The following is an 18794-nucleotide window of genomic DNA, read 5'->3' as shown; positions in this document are numbered from 1 at the left end:
AGGGGCGTGGTCTGACCGGCGGGTCGGGCCACGCCCTCGGTGTGGGTCAGGGGCCCTGCGGCAGCGGCTGCGCCAGTGCCCGCAGGTCCGTCGGGAGTTGGGCCAGGGCGTCCTCGAACTCCCGGTGCCCGACCACCCGGTGCATCGTCTGGAGCACCGCGCGGGTGCCCCGCTCTGCAGCCGGACGGTCGATCCCGGCGCGGTCGGCCACCCGGCCCAGGAACTCGTCGTAGCCGAACGTTTCCGGCGGCTCCGCTGCCTTGACCAGCAGCGGGCTCAGCTCGTCGGCCAGGTGGGGGGCCAGAGCACCCGCCTCCCCACCGCTGAGCCGCTCGGTGAGAGTCCGCAGGACCGCCTCGGTGAGCGAACGCGCCTGCTCCGGCGGGAGACCCGCCCGTGCCGCAACCTTCTCGACGAACGCCAGCTCGGCCATCCCCCCGCCCTTCGCCTTCGGAAACGCGTGGCTACCCGGGCCCACCGGCAGCAAACCCGGCAGCGGCCGCGGGATGGTTCTGCTGGTTGCTCCGCGCGGCGCCGTCCGCTTCTCGTACCGTGAGGTCGGACCGGGAACCCGACGGCTGCCCGACGGCGGCCCGTGCCGCAGGAGGAGCAGATGGCCCTCGACCTGCCCGACGTGATCGACCGGTACTTCCGGGCCGTCAACGACCGGGACCTGGACGCCTTCGTCGCCTGCTTCGCGGACACCGCGAGCGTCGCCGACGAGGACAAGCTGTACGACGGGCGGGCCTCGATCCGCGCCTGGCGACAGAAGACGATGGACGCCTACTCGTACACCGCCGAGCCGGTCCGGGTCACGTCGCAGGCGGGCGACTCGTACCTGGCCGTCACCCGGGTGTCCGGCGACTTCCCCGGCAGCCCGATCGAGCTGCGGTACCGGTTCACGCTGCGCGACGGGCTCATCGGCGCCCTGGACATCCGCCCCTGACGCCGAGTTCCGCTGCCGGGCTGCGAGGCTGGTCGGGCCCGCCCGCAGGTGATCAACCGCCGAACGGACGAGACAGGCAAGAGGGCAGTGGGTGACATGATGTGGCGGCAACAGCTGTCGCTACGAGAAGGGTTCCGGCTGCCCGATGGCGCACTTCGAGGTTCGCACGCCCACGACACCCGCGCGGAACGCGGTGCCGCTGGCCGGGCAGCCGCACCGGACGGGCTGATGCCCGGCGAGCGACGGGAGACCGTGGCCGAGCAGAGTGTCGCCACCCACGCCGCGGACAGCATGGCCTATCAGGTCGCGACCGACATACGAGCGCTGCGCGCGTTCGTCAGCGCCGGGGCACTGGCCCGTGGCTTGTCGGCCGAGCGGGTGGAGCTGTTGACGCTGGCGGTCAGCGAGCTGGCCACCAACACGTTGCAGCACACCACCGGCGGCGGCTGGGTACGGCTCTGGGCCGAGCCGGGTCAGCTGTTCTGCGACGTGGTCGACCAGGGTCCGACGCGGGCGTTCGGCCGGAGCATGCCGGCCGCCGACTCGGTACGGGGTCGCGGGCTGGCGATCGTGGAGCAGATCTGTGACGAGGTCGCGGTGCTCACCAGCCCCGGGGAGACCGTCGTACGGATTCGCCTGAGTCTGTGAACGTCAGCGGCGATCCCCACCCGCCCGGGCCAGGTTGGCTGCCACAATGCGGACAGCCCGCGCCGACGGTGGCACCGGGTCGGACCCGAACGGGAGGACGCCACGATGCCGGACAGCGCACGCGAGGCCGAGCTGCTCGACGCCGAGCGCACCCTGCAGGCCGCCCAACGGGCCGGCGACGTCGCCGCCCTCGATCAGCTGCTGGTCGACCAACTGATCGCCATCGGTCCGGACGGGCGTACCCACAGCAAGCAGGACGACCTGGCCGCCCACCGGGACCGCCGCTCGGTCGTTGAGGAGTTGGTGGAGGAGGAGCTGGACCTGCTCGTGGTCGGCGCGACGGGGGTGACGTTCTTCCTGGGCCGGGTGTCCGGGGTCTTCGAGGGAGCGCCGTTCGCTGCGCGGCTGCGCTACACCCGGACGTGGGTCCACGACGACCCACACGGCTGGCGGGTCCTGGCCGCACACATCAGCCCGGTCTGACTCAGCTGCCCTCCTCGTCGTCCTCGTCGAGCAGACCCTGCTCGTCGAGGAACGCGAACCACCGGTCGTCGGCGGGGGTCAGGTCGGCGTAGCCCGGCCCGAGCAGGTAGTAGTCCACGAAGGATTCCACGTCGGGGGCAAGCTCCTCGAACGCGTCGGACATGAACCACTCGGTGCCGGTGGGTGGGAAGTACCAGATCGCTCCCGTGCCACGGTCCATGAAGATCGGCTCGTCGCTGCGGACGCCGACCACCAGCCAGCCCGCCCGGTCCTGGGGAATGGACGAGAAGTCCGGCGCGTAGTCCAGGTGGTACTGCACCCCCGCGAGGGTCGACGAGGACGCCAACTCGACCCGACCCGCCCGCAGCCCGTCGGCCACCAGCAGGAGGTCCCGCAGGTCGGCAGGGAGCCCCGCCGGTACGGCGTCGATGGCCGCCCCCTCACCGAACTCGGCGTAGGCCAGGCTGTCCGGCAGATCGGCCAGCTCAGCCCGCAGCTCCTCGATGAGCTGCCGCAGCTCGAGGTTCAACGCACCACCTCCGTTCGGATGAGGTCCCGTCCGGCATTGCCCCCGGCTGCCCGGAGACCTGCGAGCCGATGCGCGGTTTGGTTCTACCACGCACCAGCTCGCCGGAGCGTCACCTCGCCGAATCCGCCAGCCGGGCCGTTACCACCAGCTCGTCGAGCTGAGTCGACCCGGCGGGTTGCTCCGGCAGCCGGCTGTGGTGCTGCGCCTCGTCGAGTCGCGACGCCAGCTCGGCCAGGTCCCGGCCGAGGACCGGGCCCGCGACCAGGCCGTTCAACCCACCGTGTTCAACGGACCGCTTCGCCGCGATCAGCTCAGGAAGGTACGCCGGCGCCGCCTCGGCGAGCAGCAGGCTCGGCAGGTGTGCCAGCATCCGGCCGGTGCGCATCAGGTGCACGCCGGTGAGCAGCGCCCGGAAGGCGTAGAGCAGTGGTTTCAGCTCGCCGGTCGTGTCGAACAGCCGCCGCTGGGTGGCGGCGAAGCCGCGGTAGTGGTGCGCGTGGTGCCGGGTCAGCACCAGCGGTGCCCGCTCGACCAGCGCAGCGTGCACCGTCGTGGTGTGGACCACCAGTGATGACAGCAGCTGTTCGAGCACGTAGCCGTTGCGCCGCAGCATCAGCCGCACGAACTTGCGCAGGTCGTGGGTGACCAGGTCCAGCTCCACGCCGTCGCGGTCGGTCATGACCGTACGGGTCTCGGTCGGCTGCGCCAGCCCGATCAGGTCCTCGACCGGAAGCAGATGGGCGCCGCGCAGGTCGACGTCCGAGTCGGTGGACGGGAACCCGTACAGGTGGGCGCCGGAGACGGTGGCGAACACCAGCGGGTGCGGCTGCTCGGCGACGATGGCGGTCAGGTCGACGCCGACCGGCAGACCTGCGGCCTCCCAGGCCGTCACGCGGAGCACCGCACGGAGCGTTCTCGGACCGAGATCAACCACTGCTCGACCCTTGCCTCGTCGGGCTGGTCGGGTAACGGACTGGTGGCCAGGTCCGCGGTCATCCGGCTCACCAGCCGGTCGTGCCAGGCGACGATCTCGAGCCAGGGCACCTCACCCGCCTTGACCGCCAGCAGACGGTCCCGGTCCGCGCCCACGTCCAGCACCAGGCGACCGGTGCGGACCAGGTCACCCCCGGCGGTCAGCAGCCGGATCAGGTGCATCACGTGCCGCCACGCTGGAACGCCGGTGCGGGCGATCCCGCGCTCGGCCTTTCCGAACTGGGCGGTGGCGTACCGCAGATAGGTGTCGGCCACCCGTCGGGACAGGAAGGCCGGCGTGAGCGCCCGGAGTTCCGCGCCCAGCGGGGTGCACGTCTCGACCAGCGGAGAGTGCAGCACCTCCAGGACCGTGGGATTCGCCGCCAACCCGAGTGTGCAGACCCGTTCCACCTCCCACCGCATCTGCTCGTCAAGCGGCCCGTCATGGTGGCGTGCAGGTTTCCGCAGCCCCCAGAACGCCGAGGCCGGCAGGGCGTACACCCCACGGCGGTCGGTGTCCGATGCCGCGCTGGACAGCCCGAACGCGCGGGAACCGACGACCACCTGCAAGATCGTGTGGTCGTCGACCAGCTGATCCGTCAGCGTGTGCTCCACTGCCGCCGCCTCCCCCGAGCGTTGCGCCGACCGCCCAGGCGGCCATTGTCCGGTGCACACCATGCCGGTCCGGGAGTCCGACGTCGAGCCTTTTCCTCAGCTCACGACGGCGTCGATCGCGCCGACGCGCAGGGTGCCGTCGTTGAGGGGCGTGCAGCGGATGCCGCCGGTAGTGCGCAGCGCCTTCCACGTCCCCGGGCCGACGGTGACGTCCATCCAGGCGCACGGTCGGGCCGCCCGGTTGACCCGCAGGCTGACCGGGCCGTCGCCGGAGTCCAGCACCAGCACTCTGCCGATCAGCTCGTCCACGGCGATCCCGGTGGTGAGGATGTTGCGCCGCACCTCGGTCAGGCCGATGCCGACCGGCAGCGACTCCTGGGCGATGACGGTGACGCTGGCGTCGCGGTGTGCCTGCTGGCCGAAGTACCGGTCGCCGACGATGCCGAGGCCGGCGCGGATCCGGACGGCGTCGACCAGCTCACCGGGCGGGGCCGGGGCGGGGCCGTCGGCGGGCCGACCCAGGAAGCGGTGCACGGGCGAGGCCAGCAACTCGACGATCTCCGGCATGGCAGGAAGTCTACGAACCGGACCGGCCCCGCCGGGGCAGGTCGACGGATGACGCGGTGGGGACGCCGGTATGAACGCCGTCGTCCCCACCGCGCCCCCGGTTCAGGCCGGTGTTCCGGTGACGGTCAGGTTGCGCAGTCGGCCCACGTTGTCGAACGAGCCGAAGCCGACCCGTCCTGAGCCGAACGTGGTGTCCTTCGCGGTCAGCAGCGGGTCCCGATGCCCGTCGACGTAGACGGCGATCTCGCCGGTGGCCGGCAGGTGCACCACCCGGACGCGGTGCCACCTGGCATCGGTGATCGCCGGGTTGGCGCCCCGGGAGCGGCCGTTCCACTGGTGGTCGATGCGCTCCCGGTCGGCGTTGTCCACCTTGAAGATGCCGTTGTGCGGATAGATCGTGTTGTCGGTGGAGAGGTGGGCGTAGTAGAACTCGGTGTCCGAGCGCCAGCCGAAGACGATGATCACGTCCCGGTTGGTGACCTCCACTGGTGTGTCGAGTCGTACCTGGGCGTCGACCTGCACCGACGACCACGCCGGGCCGTTTGTCAGCACGGCGTACTCGAAGGGCCGGCGCGGGCCCGGCCGGCTCTCTCCGGCCTCGGCCAGGATGACCTGGTCATGTGTGAACTGCCACTTCGCCGGCGTCACCGGCGACCAGTTCGCGGCTCCGGCGGTGCGGCGGACTGTGACGTCCCCGACGTCACCGCTGGCGAACTCCCGGGTACCGGTCACCTTCCAGACCTTTCCGTTGGCCTTCGCGACGACGTAGAGCTCACCGGCGGCGTCGGTGCCGAAACGCAGGTCCACCCGGTTGGGGTCACCGGGCGCGCCCGGCGCGGACAGGTCGCGCATCCGGACCGGGGTGCCGGCCGTGTCGAAGAGCGCGAGCTGGTGGATGGTGGCCAACCCTCGGCCCCGGCGCATCTCATTGGCCTCGGTGTAGAGCACCCGGCCGTCGACCAGGTCGCCGAAGACGTACTTGCCGCGCAGCGCGGGCAGCGCCCGCCCCCGGTAGACGAAGCCGCCGGCCACCGCGACACCGACGTCGTCGGTGCAGTTCCAACCGGCGGCGGGGTCGTGGTCGTACGCGGCGACCGGGTAGGTGTAGCCGTACCTGTCGTCGTCGGCGGGCAGCGGGAGCAGCCGGTCGCACGGGCTGGTGGCGGTCTTGTCGAAGACGAAGGAGCCCTCGCGCTCGCTCCAGCCGAAGTTGTCCCCGGCGCGGACCTCGTAGATGGCCTCGACGGCGTGTTCACCGATGTGCCCGAGGTACATCCGGCCGGTCGCGCGGTCCCAGCTGAACCGGTGCGGGTCCCGGAAACCCACTGCGTAGAGCTCGCCGAGCGCGCCGGCCCGGCCGACGAACGGGTTCCTCGCTGGGATGCCGTAGCGCCCGTTGGCGGAGTTGGTGCCCCGGGGGTCGATCCGCAGCAGCTTGCCGTGCGGCAGGGCAAGGTTCTGCGGGTCGGTGTTGCGCGCCCCCTGGCCACCGTCGCCGACGGCGAGGTACAGCAGGCCGTAGTCGCGGTCGTGGCGCTTGGCCGTCGGGTTGAAGTTGATCTCCTGGATGCCGTGTACCTGGCCGCCGAAGCCGATGCGCAGCACTTCCCGGTGCGTACCGGCGAAGGTGGCGGCGGCCGGATCCGTCGCCGTCCACTCGGTGATGACACCGTGGAAGAGCGTGTTGGGCTGGGCGTAGTCCGGAACGGCGGTCGTCGTCGACGCCAACTCGGTGTGGATGGTGTAGAACCGGCCGTTCACCCCGAACTCCGGGTGGAACGCCACGTACCCGAAGCCCTGGCCGAGCCCACGACCGGAGAAGAACCGCGGCGCGAACGTAGCGGCCACGTCCAGGTAGACGTGCGGCACGCCGCCCTCGACCAGGTAGAGGCTGCCGTTGAGGTCGGGCACCGCCCGCCGGCCGGAGCCGTCGGGCACCTCCATGATGGTGTTGATCCGCGCGGTACGCATGAGCCGCGCGTCTGTCGGCGCCGGCGTGGGGTACGACTGCGGGAAGCTGGCGTACTCGCTGAGGACCAGCCCCAGTCGGGACTGGACCGGCATCTCGGGGATCGGGTCGTAGACCGCGTCGGCGGCGCGCGCGGGTGTGGCGACCAGGGTGGACAGGATCAGCACGAGGGCGGTGAGGCCGGCCCTCACTGTGGGCCGGCGGACGGTGCCGGCGCGGCGGTGCAGGGTGCGCACGCGTGTCTCCTTCTCGGTGGGACGGTGCCGAGGGTGGTCAGCGGGCAAGGTGGCGGTACTGCCTCCGCACGTCTTTCGCGGAGACCACACTGTCGAGGAACATCAGGCCGTCCATCCGGCAGTCGCACGGGTTGCGTTCCAGGGTGTCCTGGGGGAAGCTGCCGCCGATCTTGATGCCCCGGGGGTCGGACGCGGTGGTCACGTGCGGGCCCGGCCCGGACACCAGCCACGGGTCGTCGGCGCGGGTGTAGAAGCCGTCCACCGGTTCGCCGTTGCGGTAGAGGGCGAGCGCGCCGGTGTTGAAGTCGAAGGTGGCGGCCAGGTGCACCCACTCCCCCACCGGTAGCAGCTCGCGCCAGTCCCGGGTGGCGGCGAAGGTCTGTGAGTTGCCGCCGTCGAGCCGCCGGCCGAGCGCGACGAGACGCAACTCTCCGTCGACGTCGATCAGCTCCAGCAGGGCGCGGACGCCGTGGCCGTCGGAGTCGCCGGTCAGCACTCCGGCCAGCCCGATAGCGTTGTACCTGTCGTCCGGGTCGGCGGTGGTGGAGTTGGGTAGCGGGCTGTCCATGTTCAGCTTGAACCAGCCCATGACTGTGGTGCCGGCGGTGGCGCTGAAGGCTCGCAGTGTCCGCACGCCGCTGGCCGACCAGGTGCCGGCCTTCCAGTCGTCGTTGCCGGCGACGGCGGGGGCGACCTGCCGGGTCTGCACGGCGTTGCGGCTGCCCCGGTAGGCGCGGTCCGGCACCCGCATGGCGGTGCCGCCGTTGATCAGCTCGATCTCGGTGCCGGAACGCCCCTGGTCGCGTTCCAGCGCTGGGTCGCCGGGCACCGGGTGGTCGAAGTCGTACGCGGCGACCAGGTGCGCGCGCAGCGCCGGGTGGACGTCGGGCGACATGCTCCGATCCGCCTGCGCCGGTGGCGCGCTGGCGCCGGTCAGCGCGCCGATCGCCAGGAGGGAGACGGCCGCTCGTCGGGCCCTGGACATGGCTGTCACCTCGTTTCGCGGCATGCCGGATGCCGGTCACGTAAGCGCTTACGTAAGCGCTTACGTACCCTAGGCTTCGATCGATGCCACTCGCAACAGATCGGGTGACATGAATGTTCTCGGAGGGTTGCCGATGTCCAGGGCCAGCCACCGGCCGCGCCTCGTGGACGTCGCCGAACACGCCGCCGTCTCGCTGGCGACCGCCTCCCGCGCCCTCGCCGGCCGTGAGGGGGTCAGCACCGAGGTGGCCGACCGGATCCGGCAGGTCGCCCGTGAGCTGGGCTACGTGGCCAACCCGTACGCCCGCACCCTGGCCAGCGGGGCCACCTCCACGGTGGGGTTGATCGTCCACCAGGTCGACGACCCGTACTTCTCCGAGATCGCCGCCGGGGTCATCCAGCTCGCCTCCGAGCAGGGGCTGCTGGTGCAGATCTGCCAGTCCGGTCGCGACCCCGACTATGAGCTGCAACAGCTGCGCCACCTGATCGCCCAACGGGTCGGTATCGTCCTGATCAGCGGTTCCGGCTACGACGACCCACGGATGGAGAGCGCGGCGCGCGCCGAGCTGGCCGCGTTCCAGGACCACGGCGGCCGGGCCGCGGCCATCGGACGGCACGCGCTCGGCGTCGACGCCGTCCTGCCGGACAACGAGGCCGGCGGCCACGCGCTCGCCCAGCACCTGATGGATCTCGGGCACCGGCGGATCGCTGTCGCCGCGGGCAGCGCCGGCCTCACCACTGTCGCCGACCGGCTCGCCGGAGTGTCGTCAGCTCTGCGGGAGCGCGGGCGGTCCCCCGCCGACCTCGCCGTCGTGAACAGCGACTTCACCCGCGGCGGTGGACGCGCCGCCGCCGAGCAGATCCTCAACGACCATCCCGAGACGACGGCGATCATCGCGCTCAACGACGCGATGGCCATGGGCGTGCTGTCGACGCTGCGGTCCCGCCGCGTACCGGTGCCCGCGCGGATGTCAGTGGTCGGCTTCGACGACGTCTCCGTGGCGGCCGACCTCGCACCCAGCCTCACCACCATCCGCCTGCCGATGACAGAGATGGGCCGCACGGCACTCACCCTCGCGCTCAAGCCACGCACGACACGCCCTCGCCGCCGCCCCACCGGGCACCTGCTGGTCGTCCGCGACTCGACCGGGCCCGCGCCGAGAACCTGACCGACGCCGCGCCGATCAGACCGCCAGGGCCGCCCGAACCTCCCGCTCCGCCGTGACACCCCCGTCGCCGTGCGAGGTGACCCGACCGGACTCCAGCACGTGGTAGCGGTCCGCCACCCGCAGCGCGAAGCCCAGGTGCTGCTCGACGAGGAGCACGCTGAACCCGGACTGCCGGGTCAACTCCACGATCCGCTCCTGGATCTCCGCGACCACCGACGGCTGGATGCCCTCGGTCGGCTCGTCGAGCATCAGCAGCCGCGGCCGGGTGATCAGGGCGCGGGCGATGGCCAACTGCTGGCGCTGACCCCCGGAGAGCAGCCCGGCCCGACGCCGCAGCAACGGGCGCAACGCCGGAAACAGATCCAGCACCTCCGCCGTTGCCACCGCCCCGTCGCGCCGACCGTCGGCGACCAGCCGCAGGTTCTCCGCCGCGGTCAGGTGCGGGAAGCACTGCTGACCCTGCGGGACGTACGCCATCCCCCGCGCCACCCGCTCGTGCGGCCCGGCGCGGGTGACGTCCTCGCCGTCCAGCTCGACGGTGCCGGCACTCGGGCGCAGCAGCCCGGCCGCAACCCGCAGCAGGGTGCTCTTGCCGGCACCGTTGTGCCCGAGCACGGCAGCCACCCCGTCGGGCGGGACAGCCAGATCGACCCCGTGCAGCACCCGGGAACGCCCGTACCCGGCGTGCACCCCACGCAGCGTCAGCATCATGCCTCCTGGCCGGTGCGGGCCGACCCGGCGTCGACCGGGTGGCCAAGGTAGACCTCCTGCACGCGCGGGTCCGCCTGGACCTGCGCCACAGTGCCCTCGCTGAGCACCCGGCCGGCGTGCAGCACTGTGACGCTGCGCGCGAACCGACGCAGGAACTCCATGTCGTGCTCGATCACAACGACAGTGCGATCCCGGCTCACCAACTCCAGCAGGGTGCCGGTGGCGTCGCGTTCCTCGTGGCTCATCCCGGCCACCGGCTCGTCCAGCAGCAACAGTCGCGCGTCCTGCACCAGCAGCATTCCGATCTCCAGCCACTGCTTCTGGCCGTGCGCGAGCGTCCCGGCGAGGTCCGCGGCCCGCGCGGCCAGACCGATGGTCTCCAGCGCGGCGGCGATCTCGTCGGGCACACCCCGGCGGCGGCGGGCCAGGGTCGCCCAGCTGCGTCGGGCGCCCGCCGCGATGTCGAGGTTCTGCAACACCGACAGCTCCTCGAAGACCGTCGAGGTCTGGAAGGTCCGCCCGATACCGAGCCGGCTGATCCGGTGCACCGGCCGGCCGAGCAGTTCCTCGTCACCGAACCGGACCGAGCCGGTGGCCCGGACCAGACCGGTGATCGCGTCGACCAGTGTGGTCTTGCCGGCGCCGTTCGGCCCGATCAGGAACCGGATGTCACCGGCGGGCACCTCCAACGAGACGCCGTCCACGGCGGTGAAGCCGTCGAAGCTGACCCGTACGTCCCGGACGGACAACCCGTCCAACCGCTCGCCGCTCATGCCGCCGGCACCTCCGTCCGCTCGGCGCGTCGTCGGCCCAGCGACAACCGCCCGCGCCGCTGCGGCTGCGCGGCGACGTCGCGGCGGCGGGCCAAGGCCCACAGCGACGCCAGGCCGCCGGGAAGGAACGCCACCACGACCACGAAGAGCAACCCCTGAAGGTACGTCCAGGTGCCCGGGAAACGCTCGGAGAGCGCGGTACGCGCCCAGGCCACCGCCACCGCGCCGAGCACCGGCCCGAGCAGTGTCGCCCGGCCGCCCACCGCGACGCCGATGACGAACTCGATCGACGGGACGATGCCGATCAGCGCGGGCGAGATGATGCCCACCGCCGGCACGAACAGCGCCCCGGCCAGCCCGGCCATGCCCGCCGCCACCACGTACGCCACCAGCTTGACCGACGCCGGGTCGTAGCCCAGGAAGCGGACCCGCTCCTCACCGTCGCGGACCGCCACCAGCAGCTCGCCGTAACGGCTGTGGATGAGCTGACGGGTCAACGCGAGCAACGCCAGCAGCGTCCCGGCGATGATGAAATACACCATCCGCTGGTTGACCGGGTCGTCCAGGTCGTAGCCGAAGAAGCCCTTGATGTCGGTGAGCCCGTTGGTGCCGCCCGTGGTGCCCTGCTGGCCGATCAGCAGGATCACCATCGCGGCGGCGAGCGCCTGACTGAGGATGGCGAAGTACGCGCCGCGGACCCGGCGACGGAAGACCAGCGAGCCGAGCCCGAAGGCGACCGCCATCGGCAGCAGCACCGTGGCGGGCAGCGCGAACCACGGGCTGGCGAACGGCCGCCACCACAGCGGCAGCTCGTCGAGTTGCCCGTACAGCTGCATGAAGTCGGGCATCCCACCCGGGCCCGCGTCGGCGAGCTTGAGGTGCATGGCCATCGCGTAGCCGCCGAGGCCGAAGAAGACGCCCTGGCCCAGGGTGAGCATCCCACCCCGGCCCCAGGCGATCCCGATGCCGACAGCGACCATGGCGACGCAGAGGTACTTGGCGAGCAACGCCAACCGGAAGTCCGACAACACCAGCGGGGCAACGGCGAACAGCAGCGCCGCGCCGAAGGCGAAGCCGGCCAGGGTCCGTAGCCGCGAGCGGCCGGCGGGCCGACCCGGTGGTACGGGACCGGCAGGCGCCGGGCGGACGGCGGTGCTCGGTGGCGCGGGGGTGACGGCGGTCATGCGAGGCTCCTGGTCCGCAGGGTGAACAGGCCCTGTGGCCGCCACTGGAGGAACGCGACGATCGCCACGAACACGATCACCTTGGCGACGCTGAGGGTGGTGAGGTACTCCCCGGTGGCCTGGAGCACGCCGAGGGCGAAGGCGACGATCACACTGCCCTTGAGCTGGCCGATCCCGCCGACCACGACGACCAGGAAGGCGTCGATGATCAGGTTGGTGCCCATGGTCGGGCCGATCGGGCCGAGCAGGGTGAGGGCCACCCCGGCGAGCCCGGCCAGGCCGGAGCCGAGGAAGAAGGTCGTCCGGTCGACCCGGGAGGTGGCGATGCCGGACACGGCGGCGAGGTCGCGGTTCTGCACCACAGCGCGGATACGGCGGCCGAGCGGGGTGAGTCGCAGCGCCAGGGTGAGCGCCGCGACGGCGGCCAGCGCCAGGGCCAGGATGAACAGCCGGTTGTTGGCGATGGTCAGCCCGCCGGGCAGCGCCACGTTGCCGGTGAGCAGTTCGGGCGCGCGGGTCTGCACGTTCGGGCTGCCGAAGATGTCCCGGGCCAGTTGTTGCAGGATCAGTGACACACCCCAGGTGACCAGCAGGGTGTCCAGTGGCCGGGCGTAGAGCCGGCGGATGAGCAGCACCTCCAGCAGGACACCCATGGTGCCGGCGACCACGAACGCCACCGGCAGCGCGACCGCCAGCGACAGGCCCGCGCCGGTGATGCTCTGCTGCAGAACGTAGGTGGTGTACGCGCCGGCCATGATGAACTCACCGTGCGCCATGTTGATCACGTTCATCTGGCCGAAGGTCAGCGCGAGGCCGAGCGCGATGAGCAGCAGCACCGCGCCGATGCTGATGCCGGTGAAGAGTTGACCGAAGAGGACTGTCACGGTGGGTACTCCGAACTGCTGGTCGGGTGGCCCGGGCGGAGCGCGCGGCAACGCGTTCCGCCCGGGCCGGCGTCGTCAGCTCAGGCCGCTCGCCCACGGGTAGGTCTTGAGGTACGGGTCCGGTGCGACCGGCTTGCCGGAGTTCCACACCTCGGTGATCAGGCCGTCCGCCCCGATCTTGCCGATCCGGGCGGTCTTGGCGATGTGCTGTGTCTTGCCGTCGACGGTGACCAGACCCTCCGGCGCGTCGAAGGTGATCCCGTCCGAGGCGGAGCGCACCTTCTCCACGTCGAAGGCGCCGGCCTTCTCGACCATCGCCTTCCACAGGTGCACGCCGACGTACGCGGCCTCCATCGGATCGCTGGTCGGCTTGTCCGCGCCGTACTTCGCCTTGTACGCGGCCACGAACTTCGAGTTCGCCGCGCCCGGGGTGGTCTGGTAGTAGTTCCAGGCCGTCAACTGGCCCTCCAGGTACTGGGTGCCGATGCCCTTGACTTCTTCCTCGGCGATGGACACCGACACCACCGGCATCGCGGCGGCGCTCAGGCCCGCGGACTTGTACTCCTTGAAGAAGGCCACGTTGCTGTCACCGTTGAGCGTGTTGAAAACCGCGTCCGCGCCGGAGGATTTGACCTTGTTGACGATGGTGCCGAACTCGGTGGAGCCCAGCGGCGCGTAATCCTCACCCAGCACGGTCATCCCGTTCGCCGTGGCGTACGCCTTGATGATTTTGTTGGCGGTACGGGGAAAAACGTAGTCGCTACCGACCAGATAGACCGACTTGGCGCCCTGCGACTTGAGGTAGTCCAGCCCGGGAACGATCTGCTGGTTGGTCGTCGCTCCGGTGTAGAAGATGTAGGGCGACTGCTCAAGTCCCTCGTACTGCACCGGGTAGAACAGCAACGCCTTGTTCTTCTCGAACACCGGCTTGACCGCCTTGCGGCTGGCCGACGTCCAACAGCCGAAGACGGCTGCCACCCGGTCCTCGGAGATGAGCTTCTCGGCCTTCTCCGCGAAGGTGGGCCAGTCCGAGGCGCCGTCCTCACCGACCGGCTGGATCTTCTTGCCGAGGACGCCGCCGGCCGCGTTGATCTCTTCGACGGCGAGCATGATGGAGTCACGGACGGTGACCTCGCTGATCGCCATGGTCCCGGAGAGCGAGTTGAGCAGGCCCACCTTGACGGTGTCGCCGGAGACGTCGGCGGTCACGCCGGTCGCGCCACCCTCGTCGGTGGTCTTGCTGCCGCACGCGGTCATCGCGGCCGCGGCGACCAGGGTCATGGCACCCGCCAGGATGCGGCGGCCCCGGAATAATGACATCTACTCTCCCTGCGGTGCACTCAAGTGGCGTTAGGACGGTCGGTGCGGTCCGATTGAGCTGACGTGGGCGATGCCAGGGCCGACGGGTGGACGCCGCGCAGGGCACCGGATCGGATATGGGCACCGAAAGCGTCGACCGACATGATTGCGTGGGTGTTTCCCGGTCCTTAATTGACTGTTTCCGAGGGACCGTCGGGGCGCGCACGAAAAACGGCCGACACCGTTGGGGAGGAAACGGTGTCGGCCGTTGGGAAAGACGCAGAATAGGTGCCACCACAATGGTCGACGAACGAATCCGTCGACGGTGGGCACGCAATGGTGAGATCTGGCCCCGTGGCCGGATACTTCACCCAGGAAGCATCTTAGGGCGGTGTCGGGTGGCGCTGTCAAGGGTCGGACGGGCCGACTGGTAGTGCCCGGTTCAGAGCTGGGCGAGGACTGTGAAGTCGAGCCCGTCGGCCTCGGCCAGGTAGATGCGCTGCCGGACGTGCCGCTGGCGCAGCCGCAACCGCCCACGCGGCCCCTGGTACGCGACCGTGTCGGCGGCCGTCTCGATGGCCCGCACGTCGAGGGTGCGGGCCTGGCCGATCAGCGCGGCGAGCAGCATGACGCCCTCGTAGCAGGACTCTCCCAGGCTGCCCAGCGGCGGCGCCTCCACCCCGAAGCGCCGCGCGAACTCGCCGTGGAAGTCGAGATTCTCCTGGGTGACCAGCCCGGCGAAGAAACCCGCCGTGCTGTACAGCCTCCGGGTCGCGCCGGCACCGCTGGCCAGCAGCATGTTCTCGTCCATCAGGGTGCTCAGCCGCAGGCAGCGCTGATCCAGGCCGGATCGGGCGAACGCGCGGTTGAACCGCACCGCATCGGCACCGACCAGCAGCATCAACACCGCGTCCGCGTCACTGTGCTCGATGCGGCGCAGGACCTCGGTGAAGTCGTGCGCGTCCAACGGCAGGAAGTGCCGGCCCACCACCTGCCCACCGCCGCGCAGCGCGTACCGCTGGGCCGCCCGCGACGTACGGCGCGGCCACACGTAGTCGTTGCCCACCACGAACCAGCGGCGCACGCCCTGCTCCCCGGCGAGCAGCCGCATCGCGGGCCACAGTTGGGCATCCGGCGTCTCGCTGGTCAGGAAGACCCCTTCGGTGCGTTCGCCGCCCTCGTAGAGTGCGGTGTAGACGTACGGCACCCGGTGCGCGACGCGGGGCGCCAACGCCTGGCGCACCGAGGAGATGTGCCACCCCGTCACCCCCTGCACGGCCCCCACCGACACCAACGCCTCGACCTCGGCCGCCACCTCGGCCGGCGGTGCGCCACCGTCGACCGGCACCAGCCGAACCTCCCGGCCCAGCACGCCACCGCACCGATTGATCTCCTCGACCGCGAGCTGCGCACAGAGCTCACAGGTGGGGCCGAACATGCCGGCCGGCCCGCGCATCGGGTAGACCAACGCGATGCTGACCACGGCACGGTCGACGGTCAGCCACGGCGGTGCCGGCGCGGACATGAGCACATGATTGTCCGGCCCACGACGGAAGACCAGCACTCACCACTGACCGGGACGACTCGCTACCATGACAGGGCCACCGGACCAGGGAGTTTCATGTCAGACGTGCCCGGGGCGCCAGCCGACCTGCTGCGCTCGCTCACCCGCGCCGAACGGCTGCTCTCCCGCCGGCTGGGCGCCGTTCTGGCCGACGACGCGATCAGCATCGAGGCGTGGCGGGTGCTCTGCCTGCTCGCCGACGGCCAGGGTCACCCGATGAGCGAGGTGTCCGTCGAGGCGTCGCTGCCGCCGGGCACCCTCACCAAGCTGGTCGACCAACTCGTCGACCGCAACCTTGTCTTCCGCCGGATCGATCCGATCGACCGCCGACGCATCCGGGCGTACCTCACCGCTCGGGGCCGCCGCGAGCACGCCCGCCTGGACGAACGGGTCCGAGCCAGCATCGCCGAACTGGGCATCGCCGAGCTGGGCAGCGCGGGGCTCGACAGCGCGGGAATCGGCAGCGCGGGAATCGGCAGCGCGGGACTGGGCACTGCGGGGCTGGGCAGCGCAGGGCTCGGCAGCGCAGGGCTGGGCGCCGCGGAGAGCAGCAACCCGGATGTGCCACCGGCCGCCGATTTGGTGAGTCAGCTCGACGACCTGATCGGCCGCCTCGACCCCGGCCGCCGCCACGATCCCGCCCTCCGCCACGATCCCGCCCTCCGCCAGGACCCCGCCCTCCGCGACGATCGCGTCGATGCTCGCGCCGCCGGTGGCCCCCACCGCTAGCGACCGCTGCGGGCAAGGCGTTGCTGGGCCGACCGGTAGGCCGGCCGGGCAACGTCGGACGGCAACTGTTCACTCAGGTCGCGCCGGACCGCCTGCAGGACAGCGGCAGTCGTCGCCCCGGGCCGGCACGCCGGGCCGAAGTCCCGACCGTCGCCCGGGTTGCAGTCGCCCGGGTTGCCTCAGAGGTCGGTCACCCCGGAGAGCGATATACCTGTGAGGCATAAATATGACTTACAGGTATAGCCCTCGTGAGCGGAAGTGCCGCCGGGCGGACCTCCACCACAGCCGACACCACGCACGATGGCCAGCCCACACGACCACCAGCCCCACACGACCACCAGCCCCGCACGACGACCGGCGCCACACGACCACCGGCCCAGCACGACAACCGGCCACCGCACTACGACCGGCGCCGCACGACCGCAAGCCCCACACGACCGCCAGCCGCGCACCACGACCGGCACCGCACGACCACCGGCCCCCACACGACAACCGGCCCCACAGAGTTAGTGGACCGCACGACGACCGGCGTCGGTCTTGCTAGAGCGTGAGGTGGGCGCGCAGGGTGTGTGCGTCGGGAGCGGTGGCGGTCCACAGTGTTGCTGGGCCGCCGGCCAGCGGTAACCGGGCGACGCTGCCCTCGGCCGTCGGAGGTTGGGCGGGTTGCGACGGGTCGACCACCAGCAGTGATCCGGTGGCCGGAGCGCCGCCGAGTACGGCCGGGCCGGCCCAGCCCGGCGCGTGCGGTCCCACCGCGAGGGACTGACGGAGCAGTGGCCGACCCGCGTAGTCGACCTGGGTGTGCACGACGGCGCCGCCGGGCGCCTCGCCGTACCGGCCGCAGATCAGCTCGTCGCGCCACCGCAGGCTCGCACCGGCGGCCAGCTCGATCCGGGACTCGGCGAGGTGCGCGCAGCCGGCCGCCGCGACCAACTGTTCCGGAAGCCAGTGCAGCGTGGCGCCGGTGTGCACGACCGCCCGCACCGCCATTCGGGAGACGGCACCCGCGCGACCGGGTAGGGCGATCGACGCGGCGACGCTGTGCACCCGGACCGCCGCGCCCGGCCCGACCTCGATCTCCAGGCGCAGATCGTCGCCGGCGAGCGGACCGGCCGCCCCGCCGACGAGGTGCACAGTGGCGACACCACCGTCGGTCGGGGTCTGGCGCAGCAGCAACGGCGTTTCGCCGTGCAACTCGACCAGGGCCGTGCCGCCCCGGCCGTCGGTCCGGGCGACCAGCCGAGCGAGCGCTCGCATCAGGCCGGGCCGACCGGCACGGCCAGTGGGTGCAGGGCGGCGTGGTGGGCCAACTCGTGCCGGATCCAGTCCGCGACCGACGTTGCCGTGGGGTCTCCCACGATGGACAGGAAGAGGGTCGGGAGGTCGCCGCGCCGCGCCCGCGCGTCACGATCCATGACGGCGAGGTCGGCGCCCACCATCGGCGCCAGGTCGGTCTTGTTGATCACGAGAAGGTCGGCGGCCGTGACCCCCGGCCCGCCCTTGCGGGGCACCTTGTCCCCGCCCGCCACGTCGACCACGAAGATCTGCCGGTCGACCAGCCCCCGGCTGAAGGTCGCGGTCAGGTTGTCCCCACCGCTCTCCACGAGGACCAGGTCCAACGGGCCGACCGCCTCGGCCAGTTCGTCGATGGCGTCCAGATTGGCGCCGATGTCGTCGCGGATCGCTGTGTGTGGGCAGCAACCGGTCTCCACCGCGCGGATCCGGGCCGGGTCCAGCACGCCAGCCCGCCGGAGGAAGTCGGCGTCCTCGGTCGTGTAGATGTCGTTGGTCACCACGCCGAGCCGCAACTCGTCGGCGAAGGCACGGCAGAGCGCGGCCACCAGTGCCGTCTTGCCGGAACCGACCGGGCCGCCAATGCCGACCCGCAGGGCACGGCCGGCACGCGCCAACGGCGGATGGGGGTCCACCCCCGGCTCCGGATGGGTGTGCGGAACGGTCTCGTCGTGGGGTGGGGTGGCCGGCGGCGTGATCAGTTCGACGGCGGGCACAGCGCTCGGCACAACAGTGTCAGGACGCAAAGAGACGCACCTCCCAGGTGGCATGGATTTCGGCATGGATGTCGGCGAGTGGAGCGGCGGCGGCCGGCAGCCGCTCCGGTGGGTCATCGGCCGCCTGCGCCGCGTCGGCGGCCGTGCCGTCGCAAGCGTCGGCCAGGTCGACCAGCAGGGCCTGGACCTGGTACGGATCGAGGCCGAGCAGACGTACCCCGGCGCTGGCCGCCCCGGTCAGCGTCCCGTACGCGGCGATCGTGGCGGTCTCGACGCGGGACAGCCCGGCCGCGGCGCAGAGCAGCCCGAGCACCAGCGGTTGGTGTGCGCCAGCGGGCGTCGCGGGCAGGTCGGCGAACGGGGCGTCCGGCCAGATGGTCCGGCCGGCCCGCAGCAGCGCCCGGCCCTGTCGGCGCGAGACCGCCCGTAACGCCGGGGCGGCGGTACGCGCGTCCAGCTCCGCGTCGAGCCGAGCCAGCGCCTCCGACCGGGCGGCAGACCCGGCCGGCGCGTCCGGCCGAGC

General features: G+C 71.5%; 21 protein-coding genes. 5 read left to right on the top strand and 16 right to left on the bottom strand.

Annotation, left to right across the window (positions count from 1 at the left end):
- Positions 1-46: 46 nt before the first annotated feature.
- Complete coding sequence (locus tag GUI43_RS27340) at positions 47-433, bottom strand: DUF2267 domain-containing protein (protein ID WP_112605851.1); 387 nt, start codon at positions 431-433, stop codon at positions 47-49.
- Between the two features lie 180 nt (positions 434-613).
- Here GUI43_RS27340 and GUI43_RS27335 point away from each other — a divergent pair, with 180 nt between their 5' ends.
- From GUI43_RS27335 to GUI43_RS27325, 3 genes are all read left to right on the top strand, one after another.
- Complete coding sequence (locus GUI43_RS27335; protein WP_146765961.1) at positions 614-946, top strand: nuclear transport factor 2 family protein; 333 nt, start codon at positions 614-616, stop codon at positions 944-946.
- A gap of 96 nt (positions 947-1042) precedes the next feature.
- Positions 1043-1594 (top strand): ATP-binding protein, encoded by a 552-nt coding sequence (locus GUI43_RS27330; RefSeq protein ID WP_346265205.1) that lies wholly within the window; start codon positions 1043-1045, stop codon positions 1592-1594.
- Between the two features lie 105 nt (positions 1595-1699).
- A complete protein-coding gene (locus tag GUI43_RS27325) occupies positions 1700-2077 on the top strand; it encodes a nuclear transport factor 2 family protein (RefSeq protein ID WP_091398883.1) in 378 nt (125 codons plus the stop codon).
- Between the two features lies 1 nt (position 2078).
- Here GUI43_RS27325 and GUI43_RS27320 read toward each other — a convergent pair whose 3' ends face one another.
- The 6 genes from GUI43_RS27320 to GUI43_RS27295 form a co-directional block, all read right to left on the bottom strand.
- Positions 2079-2606 carry an SUKH-4 family immunity protein gene (locus GUI43_RS27320; protein WP_112700083.1) on the bottom strand — a complete coding sequence of 176 codons (528 nt, stop codon included), beginning with the start codon at positions 2604-2606 and terminating at the stop codon, positions 2079-2081.
- A 109-nt stretch (positions 2607-2715) separates the two neighbouring features.
- Entirely contained in the window at positions 2716-3474 is a 759-nt protein-coding gene (locus GUI43_RS27315) for a nucleotidyltransferase domain-containing protein (RefSeq protein ID WP_428842230.1), read from the bottom strand.
- Between the two features lie 20 nt (positions 3475-3494).
- Complete coding sequence (locus GUI43_RS27310; protein WP_225855393.1) at positions 3495-4193, bottom strand: nucleotidyltransferase domain-containing protein; 699 nt, start codon at positions 4191-4193, stop codon at positions 3495-3497.
- 96 nt (positions 4194-4289) lie between these two features.
- Positions 4290-4760, bottom strand: a complete 471-nt coding sequence (locus GUI43_RS27305; protein WP_112700081.1) for a molybdenum cofactor biosysynthesis protein — start codon at positions 4758-4760, stop codon at positions 4290-4292.
- Positions 4761-4862: 102 nt separating this feature from the next.
- On the bottom strand, positions 4863-6965 hold the full coding sequence (locus GUI43_RS27300) for a PQQ-dependent sugar dehydrogenase (RefSeq protein ID WP_112700080.1): 2103 nt from the start codon (positions 6963-6965) through the stop codon (positions 4863-4865).
- A 37-nt stretch (positions 6966-7002) separates the two neighbouring features.
- Positions 7003-7950, bottom strand: coding sequence for a LamG-like jellyroll fold domain-containing protein (locus GUI43_RS27295; RefSeq protein ID WP_208646439.1), 948 nt, complete (start codon positions 7948-7950; stop codon positions 7003-7005).
- 133 nt (positions 7951-8083) lie between these two features.
- Between GUI43_RS27295 and GUI43_RS27290 the strand changes: the two genes are divergently transcribed.
- The gene (locus tag GUI43_RS27290; protein ID WP_112700078.1) at positions 8084-9118 is read left to right on the top strand and encodes a LacI family DNA-binding transcriptional regulator; all 1035 of its coding nucleotides are present in this window, start codon (positions 8084-8086) and stop codon (positions 9116-9118) included.
- Between the two features lie 15 nt (positions 9119-9133).
- On the opposite strand, the gene urtE is transcribed toward GUI43_RS27290, so the two are convergent.
- The 6 genes from urtE to GUI43_RS27260 form a co-directional block, all read right to left on the bottom strand.
- Complete coding sequence (urtE, locus tag GUI43_RS27285) at positions 9134-9826, bottom strand: urea ABC transporter ATP-binding subunit UrtE (protein ID WP_112625517.1); 693 nt, start codon at positions 9824-9826, stop codon at positions 9134-9136.
- Positions 9826-10602, bottom strand: coding sequence for an urea ABC transporter ATP-binding protein UrtD (gene urtD, locus GUI43_RS27280; protein WP_112700077.1), 777 nt, complete (start codon positions 10600-10602; stop codon positions 9826-9828). The genes urtE and urtD overlap by 1 nt, the downstream gene beginning before the upstream one ends.
- Entirely contained in the window at positions 10599-11786 is a 1188-nt protein-coding gene (urtC, locus tag GUI43_RS27275) for an urea ABC transporter permease subunit UrtC (protein ID WP_112700076.1), read from the bottom strand. The genes urtD and urtC overlap by 4 nt, the downstream gene beginning before the upstream one ends.
- A complete protein-coding gene (urtB, locus tag GUI43_RS27270) occupies positions 11783-12670 on the bottom strand; it encodes an urea ABC transporter permease subunit UrtB (RefSeq protein ID WP_112605839.1) in 888 nt (295 codons plus the stop codon). Before urtB ends, urtC begins: the two co-directional genes overlap by 4 nt.
- A gap of 75 nt (positions 12671-12745) precedes the next feature.
- Positions 12746-13990 (bottom strand): urea ABC transporter substrate-binding protein, encoded by a 1245-nt coding sequence (gene urtA / locus GUI43_RS27265; protein WP_181541648.1) that lies wholly within the window; start codon positions 13988-13990, stop codon positions 12746-12748.
- Positions 13991-14411: 421 nt separating this feature from the next.
- On the bottom strand, positions 14412-15494 hold the full coding sequence (locus GUI43_RS27260) for a substrate-binding domain-containing protein (protein WP_112590253.1): 1083 nt from the start codon (positions 15492-15494) through the stop codon (positions 14412-14414).
- Between the two features lie 96 nt (positions 15495-15590).
- On the opposite strand from GUI43_RS27260, the gene GUI43_RS34750 reads away from it, so the two are divergent.
- Complete coding sequence (locus tag GUI43_RS34750) at positions 15591-16262, top strand: MarR family winged helix-turn-helix transcriptional regulator (protein WP_249037861.1); 672 nt, start codon at positions 15591-15593, stop codon at positions 16260-16262.
- A gap of 540 nt (positions 16263-16802) precedes the next feature.
- Here the strand turns inward: GUI43_RS34750 and GUI43_RS27245 are convergent.
- From GUI43_RS27245 to GUI43_RS27235, 3 genes are all read right to left on the bottom strand, one after another.
- Positions 16803-17519, bottom strand: coding sequence for an urease accessory protein UreD (locus GUI43_RS27245; RefSeq protein WP_112700074.1), 717 nt, complete (start codon positions 17517-17519; stop codon positions 16803-16805).
- The gene (gene ureG, locus GUI43_RS27240) at positions 17519-18301 is read right to left on the bottom strand and encodes an urease accessory protein UreG (protein ID WP_249037860.1); all 783 of its coding nucleotides are present in this window, start codon (positions 18299-18301) and stop codon (positions 17519-17521) included. Before ureG ends, GUI43_RS27245 begins: the two co-directional genes overlap by 1 nt.
- Positions 18291-18794: urease accessory protein UreF (locus GUI43_RS27235; RefSeq protein WP_112700073.1), on the bottom strand; the 504-nt coding region annotated here is incomplete at its 5' end. The genes ureG and GUI43_RS27235, both read right to left, overlap by 11 nt.

It is taken from the genome of Micromonospora noduli (assembly GCF_003264365.1).
Classification (GTDB): Bacteria; Actinomycetota; Actinomycetes; order Mycobacteriales; family Micromonosporaceae; genus Micromonospora; species Micromonospora noduli.
This window is presented reverse-complemented; position numbering and strand designations above follow the sequence as displayed.

Excerpts from the sequence above, each read along its gene's own strand:
- GUI43_RS27340 (WP_112605851.1), bottom strand. The coding sequence starts at position 433 with ATGGCCGAGCTGGCGTTCGTCGAGAAGGTTGCGGCACGGGCGGGTCTC.
- GUI43_RS27335 (WP_146765961.1), top strand. The coding sequence starts at position 614 with ATGGCCCTCGACCTGCCCGACGTGATCGACCGGTACTTCCGGGCCGTC.
- GUI43_RS27330 (WP_346265205.1), top strand. The coding sequence starts at position 1,043 with ATGATGTGGCGGCAACAGCTGTCGCTACGAGAAGGGTTCCGGCTGCCC.
- GUI43_RS27325 (WP_091398883.1), top strand. The coding sequence starts at position 1,700 with ATGCCGGACAGCGCACGCGAGGCCGAGCTGCTCGACGCCGAGCGCACC.
- GUI43_RS27305 (WP_112700081.1), bottom strand. The coding sequence starts at position 4,760 with ATGCCGGAGATCGTCGAGTTGCTGGCCTCGCCCGTGCACCGCTTCCTG.
- GUI43_RS27295 (WP_208646439.1), bottom strand. The coding sequence starts at position 7,950 with ATGTCCAGGGCCCGACGAGCGGCCGTCTCCCTCCTGGCGATCGGCGCG.
- GUI43_RS27290 (WP_112700078.1), top strand. The coding sequence starts at position 8,084 with ATGTCCAGGGCCAGCCACCGGCCGCGCCTCGTGGACGTCGCCGAACAC.
- urtE (WP_112625517.1), bottom strand. The coding sequence starts at position 9,826 with ATGCTGACGCTGCGTGGGGTGCACGCCGGGTACGGGCGTTCCCGGGTG.
- urtD (WP_112700077.1), bottom strand. The coding sequence starts at position 10,602 with ATGAGCGGCGAGCGGTTGGACGGGTTGTCCGTCCGGGACGTACGGGTC.
- urtC (WP_112700076.1), bottom strand. The coding sequence starts at position 11,786 with ATGACCGCCGTCACCCCCGCGCCACCGAGCACCGCCGTCCGCCCGGCG.
- urtA (WP_181541648.1), bottom strand. The coding sequence starts at position 13,990 with ATGTCATTATTCCGGGGCCGCCGCATCCTGGCGGGTGCCATGACCCTG.
- GUI43_RS27260 (WP_112590253.1), bottom strand. The coding sequence starts at position 15,494 with ATGTCCGCGCCGGCACCGCCGTGGCTGACCGTCGACCGTGCCGTGGTC.
- GUI43_RS34750 (WP_249037861.1), top strand. The coding sequence starts at position 15,591 with ATGTCAGACGTGCCCGGGGCGCCAGCCGACCTGCTGCGCTCGCTCACC.
- GUI43_RS27245 (WP_112700074.1), bottom strand. The coding sequence starts at position 17,519 with ATGCGAGCGCTCGCTCGGCTGGTCGCCCGGACCGACGGCCGGGGCGGC.